The sequence below is a fragment of the Aquidulcibacter sp. genome (assembly GCF_020253525.1).
Taxonomy (GTDB): domain Bacteria; phylum Pseudomonadota; class Alphaproteobacteria; order Caulobacterales; family Aquidulcibacteraceae; genus Aquidulcibacter.
The window spans coordinates 13,072-27,529 of the sequence record NZ_JADCBK010000031.1 but is presented as its reverse complement, the minus strand read 5'-3'; the positions used below and the strand labels follow the sequence as shown (position 1 = coordinate 27,529).

The 14,458-nt window shown below is 55.1% G+C and carries 18 protein-coding genes; 6 read left to right on the top strand and 12 right to left on the bottom strand.

The features are described from left to right. Positions 1-173: 173 nt before the first annotated feature. Entirely contained in the window at positions 174-656 is a 483-nt protein-coding gene (locus tag IOB61_RS04230) for a peroxiredoxin (RefSeq protein WP_085337902.1), read from the bottom strand. Positions 657-904: 248 nt separating this feature from the next. On the opposite strand from IOB61_RS04230, the gene IOB61_RS04225 reads away from it, so the two are divergent. From IOB61_RS04225 to IOB61_RS04210, 4 genes are all read left to right on the top strand, one after another. Then, positions 905-1,468, top strand: coding sequence for a YqgE/AlgH family protein (locus tag IOB61_RS04225; protein ID WP_290812680.1), 564 nt, complete (start codon positions 905-907; stop codon positions 1,466-1,468). Between the two features lie 413 nt (positions 1,469-1,881). Beyond that, entirely contained in the window at positions 1,882-2,217 is a 336-nt protein-coding gene (locus tag IOB61_RS04220; RefSeq protein ID WP_290812677.1) for a hypothetical protein, read from the top strand. Between the two features lie 2 nt (positions 2,218-2,219). Further along, positions 2,220-2,624 carry a hypothetical protein gene (locus IOB61_RS04215; RefSeq protein WP_290812674.1) on the top strand — a complete coding sequence of 135 codons (405 nt, stop codon included), beginning with the start codon at positions 2,220-2,222 and terminating at the stop codon, positions 2,622-2,624. A gap of 328 nt (positions 2,625-2,952) precedes the next feature. Further along, the gene (locus tag IOB61_RS04210; RefSeq protein WP_290812671.1) at positions 2,953-3,216 is read left to right on the top strand and encodes a hypothetical protein; all 264 of its coding nucleotides are present in this window, start codon (positions 2,953-2,955) and stop codon (positions 3,214-3,216) included. A gap of 236 nt (positions 3,217-3,452) precedes the next feature. On the opposite strand, the gene IOB61_RS04205 is transcribed toward IOB61_RS04210, so the two are convergent. Together IOB61_RS04205 and IOB61_RS04200 are read right to left on the bottom strand one after the other, a co-directional pair. Then, positions 3,453-3,761, bottom strand: a complete 309-nt coding sequence (locus IOB61_RS04205; RefSeq protein WP_290812668.1) for a hypothetical protein — start codon at positions 3,759-3,761, stop codon at positions 3,453-3,455. A 397-nt stretch (positions 3,762-4,158) separates the two neighbouring features. Continuing rightward, positions 4,159-4,755, bottom strand: a complete 597-nt coding sequence (locus tag IOB61_RS04200; RefSeq protein ID WP_290812665.1) for a TetR/AcrR family transcriptional regulator — start codon at positions 4,753-4,755, stop codon at positions 4,159-4,161. Positions 4,756-4,911: 156 nt separating this feature from the next. On the opposite strand from IOB61_RS04200, the gene IOB61_RS04195 reads away from it, so the two are divergent. Next, on the top strand, positions 4,912-5,475 hold the full coding sequence (locus IOB61_RS04195) for an NAD(P)H-dependent oxidoreductase (RefSeq protein WP_290812662.1): 564 nt from the start codon (positions 4,912-4,914) through the stop codon (positions 5,473-5,475). A gap of 8 nt (positions 5,476-5,483) precedes the next feature. Next, positions 5,484-6,149 (top strand): SDR family oxidoreductase, encoded by a 666-nt coding sequence (locus IOB61_RS04190; protein WP_290812659.1) that lies wholly within the window; start codon positions 5,484-5,486, stop codon positions 6,147-6,149. Between the two features lie 523 nt (positions 6,150-6,672). Here IOB61_RS04190 and IOB61_RS04185 read toward each other — a convergent pair. The 9 genes from IOB61_RS04185 to IOB61_RS04145 all read right to left on the bottom strand — a co-directional run bounded on the left by IOB61_RS04185 (position 6,673) and on the right by IOB61_RS04145 (position 14,418). Then, entirely contained in the window at positions 6,673-7,272 is a 600-nt protein-coding gene (locus IOB61_RS04185; protein WP_290812656.1) for a GNAT family protein, read from the bottom strand. A 24-nt stretch (positions 7,273-7,296) separates the two neighbouring features. Continuing rightward, positions 7,297-8,571: a pitrilysin family protein gene (locus tag IOB61_RS04180; RefSeq protein ID WP_290812654.1), complete on the bottom strand. Its 1,275-nt coding sequence runs from the start codon at positions 8,569-8,571 to the stop codon at positions 7,297-7,299. Then, entirely contained in the window at positions 8,568-9,968 is a 1,401-nt protein-coding gene (gene thrC, locus IOB61_RS04175) for a threonine synthase (protein ID WP_290812652.1), read from the bottom strand. The genes IOB61_RS04180 and thrC overlap by 4 nt, the downstream gene beginning before the upstream one ends. A gap of 24 nt (positions 9,969-9,992) precedes the next feature. After that, positions 9,993-10,919 (bottom strand): SURF1 family protein, encoded by a 927-nt coding sequence (locus tag IOB61_RS04170; protein WP_290812649.1) that lies wholly within the window; start codon positions 10,917-10,919, stop codon positions 9,993-9,995. Beyond that, positions 10,912-11,283, bottom strand: a complete 372-nt coding sequence (locus IOB61_RS04165; RefSeq protein ID WP_085337958.1) for a DUF983 domain-containing protein — start codon at positions 11,281-11,283, stop codon at positions 10,912-10,914. The genes IOB61_RS04170 and IOB61_RS04165 overlap by 8 nt, the downstream gene beginning before the upstream one ends. A gap of 160 nt (positions 11,284-11,443) precedes the next feature. Next, entirely contained in the window at positions 11,444-12,484 is a 1,041-nt protein-coding gene (locus IOB61_RS04160) for a cytochrome c oxidase subunit 3 (protein WP_290812644.1), read from the bottom strand. A gap of 120 nt (positions 12,485-12,604) precedes the next feature. Next, entirely contained in the window at positions 12,605-13,186 is a 582-nt protein-coding gene (locus IOB61_RS04155) for a cytochrome c oxidase assembly protein (RefSeq protein ID WP_290812641.1), read from the bottom strand. Positions 13,187-13,197: 11 nt separating this feature from the next. Next, complete coding sequence (locus IOB61_RS04150) at positions 13,198-13,347, bottom strand: hypothetical protein (protein ID WP_198533982.1); 150 nt, start codon at positions 13,345-13,347, stop codon at positions 13,198-13,200. A 66-nt stretch (positions 13,348-13,413) separates the two neighbouring features. Beyond that, positions 13,414-14,418, bottom strand: a complete 1,005-nt coding sequence (locus IOB61_RS04145) for a heme o synthase (RefSeq protein WP_290812636.1) — start codon at positions 14,416-14,418, stop codon at positions 13,414-13,416. Between the last annotated feature and the right edge of the window lie 40 nt (positions 14,419-14,458).

The window sequence follows — 14,458 nt, the reverse complement described above, 5'->3', positions numbered from 1 at the left end:
AGCGAGTTCCGATTGAAGCGCGATGGCAAATTGGAGGTCAAAGGCTGTGTCGGCCCGATTTGTGTGGGCCAAACTTGGACGCCCGCGTCCTAAAAACAAAACCCCGCCTGCGTCTGACACGAAGGCGGGGTTTAACTGTCCAAGCTCTGGGGCAGCGCTGGTCTGCGCGCGGCTTAGATATGTTCGAGCATATATTCTGCGCCCGAAACCTTATATTCGGCTGGGGCTTCAACGAACAAATGCGTCACCACGCCATTATCGGCGACCAATGAGAAGCGCTGTGAACGCACGCCCATGCCAAACTTCGATGCATCCATCTCAAGGCCAATCGCTTTGGCGAAATTGCCGCTGCCATCGGCCAGCATGATGATCTCATCGCTAACGCCTTGATCCTTGGCCCAAGCGCCCATGACGAACACATCATTCACCGACAAGCACGCAATGGCATCAACGCCTTTAGCGGCCAATTCTGCGGCCTTTTCCTTATACGACGGCAAATGCTTGGCCGAGCAAGTTGGCGTGTAAGCGCCTGGAACAGCAAACAAAGCGACCTTTTTGCCGGCAAAAATGTCTGCGGTGGTGCGCGGTGCTGGACCGTCAGCGGTGGGGACCATGAAGGTTGCGTCGGGAAGGCTGTCGCCTACTTTGATTGTCATCTGTCGTTCTCCATCATGGCGGCCAAACCATAGTTGCGCCAAAGGGCGTCAGCGCCAGCCGCATGCGTGCTAGATAATCTATCGCTTGTGTGAATCAAAGACGTGGCCATGAACAAAACTGGGCGCCGTCTTTACCCGCCCCTGTCCGAGCGGCCTGCCGGGGGTGCGACAATTTGAACCCCTTCCCTAGCGTCAAAAATTAAAATTCACACTAGACAGCAGGGGATTTTGGCAACACGATTACGATTATGAGAAACTCGCTGGTCGGACGCTTCCTGATTGCTACGCCTTCGATGGCAGACCGTCGCTTTAAACGGTCGGTGATCTTAGTTTGTGATCATGATGAAACCCACGCCATGGGCATTGTGATCAATCGGGCGATGCCGCGGCTGATGTTGCCAGATCTTCTCGACCAATTGGGGATCGACTGCTCGATCCGGGTTCCCGCTATCCCCGTTCTCGATGGCGGGCCCTGTCAGCGCGACCGCGGCTTTGTACTCCACACCGATGATTGGGCGAGCGATGAGACGACCCAGCCCATTATGGGGGGCCTGCGCATGACCGCCACGCGCGACGTCCTGCAAGCCATCGCCCAAGGCCGTAAGCCCAGCCGCGCAACTCTGGCCTTGGGCTATTCGGGGTGGGATGCGGGCCAGCTGGAAGCTGAGATCATGGACAATGCGTGGCTGGTCACCGAAGGCGATATTGATGCGGTGTTTGCCACCTCTAATCTGGATGACAAATGGGAAGATGCCATCAGCCGCTTTGGGCTGGAGCCTTGGCAGATTTCCCAAAATGCCGGGCGGGCATAGGGTGCCATTCCGCTAGGCATGCTCCGTTTCCATGACGACGGCGTTGGCTTTGGCTTTTTAGACTTCGACAGCCTCTGCCTCTGCAAAGGCTTTGTTCTAGCTTTGGCCTTTCGTTGACCATGGTGCATTCCAAGAATGGAATGCACCCTACGGCGCAAAGCGCATGCTACTAGTTCGGAATAAGGTGGACGATTATCAGTTAAGGAATACAATTTTTGCGACCGAAACTCTTGAGGGGCAGGCTCAGATGGTTGGAGACTATGCTGAACAAGGAGCAGCTAATGGCAATGCGGCCACGGCGCAAATGCAAGCCCTTGCAAACCGACTAAGAGGGTCAGGTATTTATGGCCTTTAGCAATATTTGCCTGAAATCCCTAACCTTTATTCCGATCATTTTGATTATTGGATGTCAAATGGAATCCAAAGTTGAAGTCGTTCAAGAACAGAATGGCGTGATTCAGGTCGCGGCTTCAGTGCGCGGAAACAAAAGCCCCTGTGTAAAAAACGTTTATATTTATCATGTCTTCGAGGGAAAGATGATCACGGATTGGCAAATTTTTCTCAACGAAGGTCGGATGGATTTCTGCGTCAACCAATTTACTTACCCAAACGTACCTCCCCATTATAGTTTGGCGGGGAACCCAAGACCCCTCAAAGAAGGGAATGTTTATAACGTGAGTGTAACTGGGGTGGGTTTCGTGGGCGAGGAAGAATTCACGCGGATAAAATTACCTTCAAAAACACCTTGAAAATGGCCTCTAAAGTTACCTCTTTAAAGCTGGTGGGTCTGGCGGTGACTGCGACGCTGATTTCTTGTCAATTGCAGAATGAAGTGAGTGTTGTTCAGCTAGATAACGGTCAAATTGAAGTTGAAGTTTTAGTGAAGGGGAACAAGACCCCTTGCGTCACAGATCTTGATATCTATCACACGTCCGAAGGGAAGGTGATCCCAGTTTGGCAGATATATCTTAGAGATGGCCATCGAGCTTCGTGTATCAGCAAATTTACTTATCCAAACGTGCCTCGCCATTATAGTTTGGCTGGAAATTCAAGACCCCTCAAGGCTGCTGAAGAATATGAAGTAAGTGTTGCAGGTCCTGGCTTCATAGGTGGAAAAGAATTCACGCGGATAAAATTAACTTCAAAAACACCCTGATTATAGCGTCTTAAAATCTGCTAAGTTGCAAGCCTGCGTGGCCCCAAAGAACTCGTTTGCCTAGTTAACGCCCGCAATCCGGCGTTATGGAAAACAATTGTTTGCTTCCCAAGAACTTACACCCAAACCAGACCGTCTCCTTTCGGCCAAAAGTCGACCTAGAGTAATGGTCCTGCTTTGACGCGACCTAGCGCCAATGGCGTAGCCGTTTCTCGCTTTGGACAGCCTTTGCCGCAGGCTCTGCCTCCCCAAAGGCTTTGTTCGAGCTTTGACTTCGCTTGACCATGGTGCATTCCATGAAAGGAATGCACCCTACGGCGCAAAGCGCATGGCTGGCGACAACCATCAAGCAGAATTGAAATGGAGATGTCTGGCCCAGACGACCAAACAATGCCCATCTTTTCCGATGCGTTATCCGTCTGTCACCGTGATTACACTCGCTACAGTTGGCGCCACCTTGGCAGGTTCAGCCATTAATGCCCGCTTTTTTGAGTTTCCGAAGATTTTTGGGGCGATGTTGGTGCTCGGACTTGGCTTGTTGTGTTTTGCCGGGATCTTATTCTACCGAAAGAGTGATCCACCAAAGGACTAATGGTTCAAATCAGTGTCACCGAAACGACTGCAGTAAAATCCTAGCCCCAACCATTCGTGTCGCGCCGTAGGATGCCATTCCGCTAGGCATGCACCGTTCCCATGACGCTGGCGTTGGCTTTGGCTTTTTAGACTTCGGCGGCCTTTGCCGCCGCGAAGGGTTCGTGCGGGTTTTGGCCTTTCGTTGACCATGGTGCATTCCAAGAATGGAATGCACCCTACGGCGCAAAGCGCATCCTACCCTTCGTTCCAAAGTTGATCATCAGCGTGAATAGCAGCGATTGTTGCGTCCGCGCGCGCCTGGGTGTCGATACGTAGGCCCAGGCCCATGTGTTCGCTTTCGGCCCAAATGAGATGTTTCACCGCACTATCGTTGCTCTCGCCGCGCTTTATCATTGCAGCTACAGTCAATAGATAGCCGTCGTATTCATCCGCTGCAGCGCTATCTTCCCACGCCCCTTCAGCACCCGCTAGTCCAATGGGGTCCCAGAACCGCCAGCCAATATCGCGCAGTCGAGAAAGCCGTATCTTTGGTTGCCTGTTCATGATCGGGCCGTAAGCGTTGCGTGAAAAGAAGTCTACATTTGCTCATCATGAGTTGCAGACTTCGGGTTCTTTCCCACTCAATAGACTGCGCTGCAGCCGACTTGTAAATGGCAGCCGCGGCACCCGCGCCGTAGGGTGTCATTCCGCTAGGAATGCACCGTGTCCAGGACCGTGGCTTTGGCCTTTTAGAATTAGACGGCCTTTGCCCCCCAAAGGCTTTGTTCGAGCTTCGGCCTTGCTTGACGATGGTGCATTCCATGAATGGAATGCACCCTACGGCGCAAAGCGCATGCTACTACTTGTAACGGATTTGATCCTGCTTTGGTGTTGCTTTGAAGTCTGGTACGGCATAATGGGCCATCAAATCGGCCACTCATGTAATGCGGACAAAAACTTGTCAGTTTTGCTTTAGCCTTAAACCATCAACTAAGACATCGAATGCTTCGCGCGCCGCAGCCAAAGCACTTTCTGGTGTTTCCACGGATGCAATCCATAACGCGGCGTCTACCAATGCCCCATTGATTTGGCGGGCCAAAGCCTCAGGTTGCGCTCTTTTGATTTCGCCAGAGTCCATAAGTTTAGAAAGGCTCTCGGTCATAGGAGCAAGCGATGAAGCCGCGTCAATCTCCCGAAATCGCGTTCCAAGGACAGCGGGCGCATCTTGAAGCACAATGCGCCGGGTTTCAGGGTCTAGTGCCATATCGAGATAAGCATGGGCGCAGGCCTTAAAGCCTGTCCAATTGGTACCTGCTGCTGCAAACTCATGTTCATATCTCGTTCGCATCTCCCCGTCGATCTGTTGAACGACGGCTTCCAGCAAGCCTTCTTTGCCTCCAAAATGATGATAGAGCGCACCTCGAGTTAGTCCGGCAGCTGCAGTCAGATCATCCATTGACGCTGCCGCGTAACCCTTCTGACCAAAAGCAAGTCGCGCCGCAGCAATAAGCCGCGCACGAGTGCTCGCAATCATTTCCTCTCGAGACTTACGTTGCATCCTAACCTCATTGACATACATTGCGTATGCGTGACATACGTAGCGTATGTTAAGGTGGCCGATTATGCAAGACGGAGCAGGTTCCGGGCCTAAGCCCTGCGCTTTCTGCCAAGTCGTTTAAGGCTTTCAAGGTTGTATGGATGAAAGGTCGTACTGATGTCTGTGCTGGTAATCTATGCTCACAGTGATCCTGATAGTAGTCGCTATAATCGCGCCCTAGTTCAAGCCGCACAGGGCGTGAAGGGTGTAACCGTACATGATCTAGCGCGCACATATCCTGACTTTCGAATTGACTGCGCCCGAGAAGCCGAGTTGCTCAGCGCAAATGAAACGATCGTCCTGCAGTTCCCGATGCATTGGTACTCCGTTCCAGCTATCGCGAAGAAATGGCTAGACGACGCGCTCGCATATGGCTTCGCATACGGACCGGAAGGAACCCACCTAAACGGGAAACGGTTCTGGCTAGTCTGCACAATCTCTGGGGCGGTAGACAGCTACGGCGGGGCTGGCACGCAACCTTTCGACGTCCGATATTCCCTCGACTGTTTTTTCGCTTTCTTGGAACAAACTGTGCGCGTCTGCGGGATGAAATGGGAGTCTCCGTTCATCGTTGACCGCGTCATTTGGGACGGGCTGAACGACGCTGAGTTAGCAGCCTACGCCGAAGCCTACGCGACCCGTCTCAAACTGTCCGTGCTAGATTCAATGGGTGATTCTTGAGGCGTTCGATGCTGATCGTTGGAGGTAGCCGAGGTCTCGGGCTCGAGGTAAGCAAGTACTTCATTGGGAAAGTTGAGCGTCTTTGGTGCGTGTCCCGGACAAAGTCTCTGTTTGGCGCGTGGATTCAGGCTGATATAGCCTCGAAAAAGGGACTTGAAGCTATCTCGGATAGTCTAAAGGATGTGCCCATTGACACCATTATCTACGCTGGTGGAACATGGGAGGTAGGAGCATTTACAAATGCCTATCGCTTTCAGGCTGGGGCAGAAGAAGACATAGATCGAGTGTTGGCAGTGAACCTAGCCGGTCCAATTAAACTGGTCCGTCGGTTGCTACCTAACCTCATTCAATCGGGCGACCCACGTTTCATTGTGATCGGTGCATTATCCGGACTCGACAACAACGCCACCCGCGAAGTTGCAAACTCGGCCTCAAAATATGGCCTGCGCGGCATGGCTCAAGCGCTTCGACTCGAGGTACCAAGGTTGGCTGTTACCGTTGTTAATCCAGGCAATATAGCGACCGCAGAGGTTGAAGATGACATATTGACTGGGAAGTTTCCAAAGCAAGTACCTATTCCGGTTGCGGACTTTCTTTCCGTAATTGACTTTGTGCTAAGCGTATCTCCTGCCTCGGTGGTAAGTGAAATCAATCTGGCACAGCGACTGTCATGAATGCTGTGCTCAAAGGCTGGACGAGGCGCATCGAGCGTGGGTCGAACGCCCAATAATCGCGGCAAGGAAAGCGTTCGCCCCCGAAGGATGTACTCCACGACCAAGCGCGAGTACTGGGTTCCGTCCAACTTCTGTTTGACTTTGCTGGAGGTAAGAAGCACGCAGTTCAGCTTTGAGGCTTCATCCCCTTTGCCGATGAACATCCGCTTCCGCCTCTATCCCCTCCAAAGCAGACCTTCTCCTGTCGGCCAAAGGTCGACCTAGAGTATTGGTCCCGCTTTGACGCGACCTAGCGCCAATGGCGTAGCCGTTTCTCGCTTTGGACAGCCTTTGCCGCAGGCTGTGCCTTCGCAAAGGCTTTGTTCGAGTTTGGGCGCGCACAAAGAATTGTCCGACGGCTTCAAGGCCAGCGGAGTGCGGCTTGAAGCCGTTCCAAGTTTTGGGATTTACGAACCGCTGAGTTTCCGCTTTTCCTAGACCATGGTGCATTCCTGTCCCAGCGCACATAACCGCCCAAAGCTCCTCACGCCTTCAACAAGCCCTCATGAAATTCATTGGCCAGAATGGCGTAGAGGACGTGGTCTTTCCATTCGCCATTGATCTTCAGATATTGCCGGGCCAAGCCTTCTTCTTGGAAGCCAATGCTTTCCAAGAGCCCGCGTGAGCGGAAATTGGTGGGTACGCAGGCGGCCTGTACCCGGTGGAGGCCGAGCGGTCCAAAGGCGTAGGCGACAACAGCGCGGACTGCTGCGCGGGTAAAGCCTTGGCGGGCAAAGGGTTGGCCGACCCAATAGCCAATCGTGCAATCTTGCGCGACGCCACGGCGGATGTTGGAGATATTGACCCCGCCGACGAGGGCATCATCGCTGGAGCGAAAAACCAAAAAGGGTGCGGCTAGACCCAATTTGATGTCATGCCGCCAGCCTTGTAAGCGCCAGAGATAGCAAGCGCGCGACAATTCATCGAAGCGCCATTCTGGCTCCCACGGCACAAGCCAGCTTTCACTTGCCGCCCGCAAATCCGCCCAAGCCTGATAATCGCCCTTTTGCGCTTCACGCAGATAGACGCCCTCGCCTTCAAGGCGCAGCTTGCTTTCACTTGGGCTGACCAGATTTAGAAACACCCCGGTGTGGTCCTTTTGTGCGGTTCAGGCGAAGCTTGCCGTGAAAAGGGGTGCCGCTGCAAGCCCTGAAGCCGGACCAATCGCTGCAGCCGCAGCAAAACCTTGTTCCCCAGCCGTCAGTGCCGCACGGGCTGCCTGTTGCACCCCAGCGGCTTCTACCCGCCTGATGCGGGCTGAAATATCGGCGAGCGGCAGCGGACGGCCATAAAGCAGGGTCTGGCTGACAGCAGCCTCACAGCGTGCGGCGGGGCTTTCAGCGGCCATCATCATGCTGGCTTCAAGAATGCGAACCGCGCGCTTAAGCTCAAGGGGCGTTGGGCCCTGTTCGGCCATGTGCACCAAATGATCGGCGGTGCGGCGCGCAACATCGGTCGCATCAGAGGCACCGCACCCGACAGAGACGCAAATGCGGCCCGCATCCTCATAAAGGTCGCAGAAGGCTTCCACCGAATAGACCAGGCCACGGGTCTCACGCAGGTCTTGGAACAGGCGCGAGGCCATGCCGCCACCCAAAATCTCACACATCACACGCGCGGCAATCGCTTCATCGCTGCCCAAGCGGGGGCCGGGCAAGGAAAAGGTCAGATGGACTTGTTCGGCATCGCGCACTTCACTCAAGGCCCGGCCACCGACTTTGGCGGGCACAGAAGCGGCGGGTTCAAATGGGGCTAAATCGCCAAAGGCGCGTTCTACTTGGTCTTCAATCTCGGCCGCGTCCAAGGCACCCGATACGGCAACCAGCATGCTGGAGGGGGCATAAGTGCGGCTGCGAAAAGCATTGATGGCGTCTTGATCAATCCCGGCAAGGCTTGCCTCATCGCCCAATATGGGCCTGCCCAAAGCATGATCGGGGAAAGCAGCAAATTGGTGCAAAACGCCACAGCGGTCTTCGGGGTCGTCAAACGCCTCGCCAATTTCCTGCAGCACCACCCCTTTTTCGAGTGCCAAATCTTCCGGGCGCAAGTGGGGCTTGAGGACAAGATCTGCCGTCAAACCCAAAGCAAAGGAAGCATCCTCAGCCAAGCAACGGGCAAAAAAGCCTGTCCGCTCATAACCAGTTGCCGCATTAAGATAGATGCCACGGCCTTCGGCCTCTTCGGCCAAAGCGCGCGCATCGCGCCCACCAGCACCTTTGAACACCAAATGCTCCAGCAAATGGGCAATGCCATTTTCGCGCAAGGTCTCAGCCCGTGTGCCCGCCTTCACCCATACGCCGACACAGGTGCTGGCAAGGCCCGGGATCGGGTCCATCAGCACGCGCACACCATTAGAGAGGGTCTTTAAGCTCGCAGCGCTCATGCCGAGGTGCCGATATGGGCGCGAATATAGGCTTTCACCGCGGCAGCATCGGCGGGCATATCGACCATCACTTCCTTACGGTCAAACAAGTCTGCGCAATGGCGGGGCAGGCCCGGTGCCTGGCCCAGAATGGCCTCAACCGTTTCTGGGAATTTGGCCGGGTGGGCGGTGGCCAATAGGACGCGTGCGCCAGTAATCTCATCCTCACCAAAGCGGGCGCGCCAGCCCACCGCAGTATGTGGGCACAAGACTTCGCCAGTTTGCTCAAAGCAATCAGCCAAGGCCCAGCGGGTTTCTTGGTCATCCACGCCAAAGGCGTCAAAATGCTGTTTCAGCATCGCAAGGGCGGGGGCTGGAATATCAAACGAGCCGGATTGGGCAAAGCCATCATAGAGTTTTTTGAGGACTGCCGGATCGCGGCCCACGGCTTCATAGACGATCCGCTCAAAATTGCTGGCCACACTAATATCCATGGCAGGGCTTAAGGTGGCAAGGCTTGCGGCGGACTTGGCATAGGTGCCCGTCTCAAAGGCTTTTGCGATACCGTCATTGGCATTGGTTGCGATCATAATCCGGCCAATCGGCGCGCCAATCATCTTGGCAACAAAGCCTGCCAGGGCATCACCAAAATTGCCCGATGGCACGGTGAAATTAACCGGGCCTGCAATCGCAAGCGCCGACGAGGCGACGACATAATAGACCGACTGGGCCATGATGCGCGCCCAATTGATCGAATTGACCGGCGATAGCGCAACTTCTTGGGCAAACGCTTTGTCGGCAAACATGGCCTTCACGATAGCTTGGGCCGTATCAAAATCGCCATCAATATTCAGCGCGTGAATATTGTCGCCGCCCGATGCCGTCATGAAACGACGTTGGACATCAGAGACGCGACCCTTAGGCATGAGAACGAATAAATCGACGCGGTCTGTCTCTTTCAACGCTTCAACTGCCGCCCCACCCGTGTCGCCGGAGGTGGCGCACACGATCGCTAAGCGGGCATCGCGACGCTCTAGCGCCAAACCATAAAGGCCCGCCAACAGCTGCATGGCAATATCTTTGAAGGCAAGCGAGGGCCCGTGGAATAATTCGAGAATATAGTCGCCCGGCCCCACTTGTTGCACCGGCGTGATGCCGGGATTGGCCCATTGGCCGCCATAGGCTTCCTCGGTCAGGCCAATGGCTTCCTTCATGGAAAGGTCTTTGCCCGCAAACAAAGACAGGATGGCGGCTGCGGTCTCCGCATAGGGGGCGGTCGCCGCAGCGCGAATTTGTTCCCCGCTTAATTGCGGCCAGCTTTCGGGCACATATAGGCCGCCATCTGGGGCGAGGCCCGTTAGAAGCGCGTCGAAGAAGGAAACCGAAGGAGACCCGCCACGGGTCGAAATATAGCGCATGTGTTTGCTTTATCGTGTTGAAGTTTAGGTTGGGGAGCGCCCAAAACGCAGACGGCCGGTACGCAGATGCAGGCCCGTATAGACCCCGATGAGCGCGAAGCCAAACCCCCACCATGTTAAGGCATAGCCCAAATGCCGCTCAGGCGGAATTTGGTTGGCCCCTTTGCTGTCTGCCCACGGGTTGATTTGCATCTGACCGGTCGCCAAAGGATCTACCAGATTGAGGGCGACATAATAGGCAGGTGAGCCACCGGTCAGTTTCAAACTGGCCCCCATGGCTGGCAAGTCTGGCCAATACCAATCCTGGCGGATGGGATCATTATCAGGGGTAAAGCTATTGGCCTTTGCGCCTTTGCGCAGCACGCCCCGTAAGCTGACCTGCCCGGACAGGACGGGCACTTTGTCCACTTCAGTTTCCGCCACAAAACCACGATCGACAAAGATCCAGCCATCTTCCATGACAACTGGGGTGAAGATTCGATAGCCATTGATCCCATTGCGCAGCGCCCGCACCCGCACGCTGCGCGGGTCAATCAGGCCGGTCAGCTCAACAGGTCGATACTCAGGCTGGGGGGACTGAAGGCCCGCTGAAACCGAGACGGGGGCCGTGGCAGCAGCGACGGCAGGCGCGCGCGATTTCTCAACAAACTTCGCCCATTGCCAATCGCCCAACACATAAAGAATGCCCAAGCAGATGATCGATAAAATGGTCAGAACCGGCATAGGACGAAACCGGGCTCCCGACCCGTCGCCCGCTTTGGTAACGGGCAGTTCGCTTGGGGGCTCTGGCGGGGTTGGATTGGAACTGGCTGGCCCTGTTGGTGGACGCGCGTCAGGTGGGGCCATGGCAGGTGTGGACGCGGGAGTGGCCTTGCTGCCAGCCTTGCCACGCACTTTCAGCCCCGAAGGCACCCAGCCCTCGGGCGTTTCAACCAAGGGCGGCTTAGTCATGGGCTTGCTTCCGGGCCTGTTGGCCTTCGCCGGCCTTATAGCGCCACTGCATGGCAAACATCATGGATTTGAAGGGGCGCAACAGGCCAATGCACACAGCGGCGGTGAAGGGCAGCGCAATCAGGATCAATAGCCAGATCGGCGGCCGCAGCGCCAATTCGGCGATCAGGATAAAGGGCACACAAATTGCCCCGGCGGCTAGAATGACAAAAACGGCTGGGCCGTCGCCCGCATCTTCGATGGAAAAGTCAGCTTTGCACGAAGGGCACACGGGCTTGATCGTCAACAGCCCATCAAATAGGGGTGCCTGCCCGCAATTGGGACATCGGCTGAGCAACCCTGCTTTCCACACACTTACCGCCATTTATCGCTGTCCAGTCACGCGAGGTGATCCATTCCGGTTTTGTTTGGCCCTCTTAGCACATCCGATCTCGCGCGCGGACAGGTTTTGCAGAAGCGCGGGCCTTAAACGACAATGGGCGGGAGTTGCCTCCCGCCCACTCGATTGAAGATATAGCGCTACTTTAAGCGAAAGCGACGTAGATGAAGGCAAACAAGAACAGCCACACCACGTCCACGAAGTGCCAGTACCAAGCAGCTGCTTCAAAGCCGAAGTGCTTCTTTGGCGTAAAGTGGCCAGCCATCAGGCGGAACAAGCAGACCGCTAGGAAGATGGTACCGATGATCACATGTGCGCCATGGAAGCCCGTCGCCATGAAGAAGGACGAGCCATAAACGCCAACGATCTCACCACCGAAGCCAAAATACTCACCATGCAAAGCATGCTGATATTCGAGAACTTGCAAGCCTGTGAAGCCCAAGCCCAACAGAACAGTGATCAAGAGGCCCAATTGTGCCGACTTGCGATTGCCTTCTTGCAGCGCATGGTGCGCCCAAGTGACAGTTGTGCCCGACAGCAAGAGAACCAACGTGTTCATCAAGGGCAAGTGGAATGGATCCAGCGTCTCAACGCCTTCAGGTGGCCAAGTAGCCCAAGCACTTGCCACTTCTGGAATGGTCGACAGGGTGCGCTCATCTGCGAACAGGCCGACTTCAAAGAACATCCAGAACCAAGCCACGAAGAACATGACTTCAGACGCAATGAACAAGATCATGCCATAACGCAGGCCGATGCCGACAACAGGCGTATGATCGCCCTTGTGGCTTTCCTTGATCACATCGCCCCACCACGAGGCCATAGCATAGAGGGTGAACAAGAAGCCTGCGACCAAAATGATCGGGTCACCCTTGCCCAACAACCAATACCATTGCTGCGAGGTCTTGAAATCGGCAATGGTCTTGGCCTGCAAAGCAGGATCCAAGCCTTGGAAGCCAGCATTGGCTTGCAAGCCAGCTTCAACAGCTTTCCAGCCGCCTGCCAAAGCGGCCTTTGCTGCCTCTTCATTGGCGAAATAGCCCTGGATGACCGACAGCGGATCATCAACAAAGCCTTTCATAAAGATAACGGCACCAATGGCCAGAATGAAAAGTGCCAGTGACGATACAACCGGCCAAGGGCTCGGTTCTACGAGGTGGTAATCATGTTTTACGGCGGCGTGACCCATGTTTTGGCCCTGTACTATGTCCCGACACTTTAGGCGCGGGAATCCCCAAGTTCATCTAGTCGTTTAGCGCGTTCTTGCCGAAAGAGGCAACCACAGAAAGCCGTTTTACTTCAGCTTCCTTCACTGTCTTATCACAGAGGCTGCGTCGCCGCCGGCCTGTGCTTGTTCGATCCGTTTATCCCCTGCCTCAAAAAATGTGTAAGACAGGGTGACTTCGGTAACTTCATCGACATTGCGGTCGGTGGCCAGCGACGGATCGACATAGAAGATCACCGGCAATTCCATACTCTCGCCCGGCTGCAGCGTGCGATCTTGGAAGCAGAAACATTCCAGTTTTTGAAAATAGGGGCCAACCTTGTGTGGTGTGACATTATAGGTGGCCACTGCGGTGACTGGCCGATTGGACTCGTTCTTCACCGTGTAAAAGGCCAAGCCATTTTCGCCCAATTTCAACGTCACCACGGGCTTTTCAGGCTTGAAGGACCATGGCACGCCGGGGGAAACATTGGCGTCAAAGCGCACTTGGATAGTGCGGTCTAGGACTTTGCTGGCCGCTTCGGTTGCCACTTGGGTTGTGCCGCCATAGCCCGTGACCTGACAAAACAGCTGATAAAGCGGCACGGCTGCATAAGATGCCCCTAACATAGCCAAAGGCACCAGACCTGCAATCAATCCGAAACGTACTGTCTTGGTCATAGCCATGGGGTGCGCTCCTAAAAGGGCTTGTTGAGGGCGTGGCCTTGAAGGCGAACCATCGTGACTAAAAACACAATGGCGACAAAGGCAAAGAGGCAAAGCGCAATGGCCACGCTGCGACGATTGCGGGCGGCGATCGGGTCGAGGGGCGTTTTATCGTTCATCATTTCTGCCTTCAGAACCTGCAAAGGTTTTTGGGTGGAGCAAGTGCCCCTTAAGCTAAGACGAAAGCCTTAGGCGAAAAGAGCCGTGTGCAGGCCAAATCCATGTTCAACCAGCAATGCGGCAAACAGCGCCGTCAAGTAAAGTAACGAAAAGGCGAAGAGGTCGCGGGCGGGCCGATTGTCGATCTGCTTATCGGAATAAAGCGCGCGGCCTTCTTCCCGGCCATCTGCATCGCCTGCGCGGGAGCGGAAAACCCGCCAAGCCAACAGAAGGAAGACAAGCCCTGTCGAAACCGACACCCACGCATAAATTTGGCCGCCAAGACCGGTCCAAACCGGAAGAACACCGACGATGACGAGGGCAATCGAATAGAGGAAAATCTGCAAACGTGTCGAAGCAGGCCCCTTGGCCACGGGCATCATGGGCACATTGGCAGAAGCATAGTCGCCCGCCTTGTACAAAGCCAAGGCCCAGGAATGGGGTGGGGTCCAGAAGAAAATGATGCCAACCAACAGCCAGGCATCTAAAGGCATGTCGCCTGTTGCCGCAGCCCAAGCCACCAAGGGCGGCAAAGCGCCGGCAAGGCCGCCGATCACAATGTTTTGCGGCGTCGAGCGCTTGAGCCACATGGAATAAACCACGGCGTAAAAGAAGATGGTGAAGGCAAGCAAGCTTGCCGCCAGATAGCCCTTTGCGGTCAAGGCCAAAAGCAAGACCGAAAGAATGCTCATCACAATGCCCATAGCAAGGGCTTCATCCTTATGGACAAGGCCTGCTGGCACGGGGCGCATACGGGTGCGTTTCATCAAGCCATCAATATCGGCATCATACCACATATTGAGCGCACCAGCCGCCCCTGCCCCCATCGCGATGGCAAAAATCGCCAAAGCCCCCAGGATTGGGTTATGCCCCCCCGGCGCACACACATAGCCGACCACGGCTGTGAAGATCACCAGCGACATCACGCGGGGCTTCATCAGGTCGAGATAATCCTTCCAATCGGCAATGCGCCGTTTTGGCTGGACGTCACCGGGATTTTGGCCGGGCAGGTTTTGAGCGGGGATTTCTGTCATGATGGCTTTCTACAAAACACGCCCCCGAAGTGAACCTTCG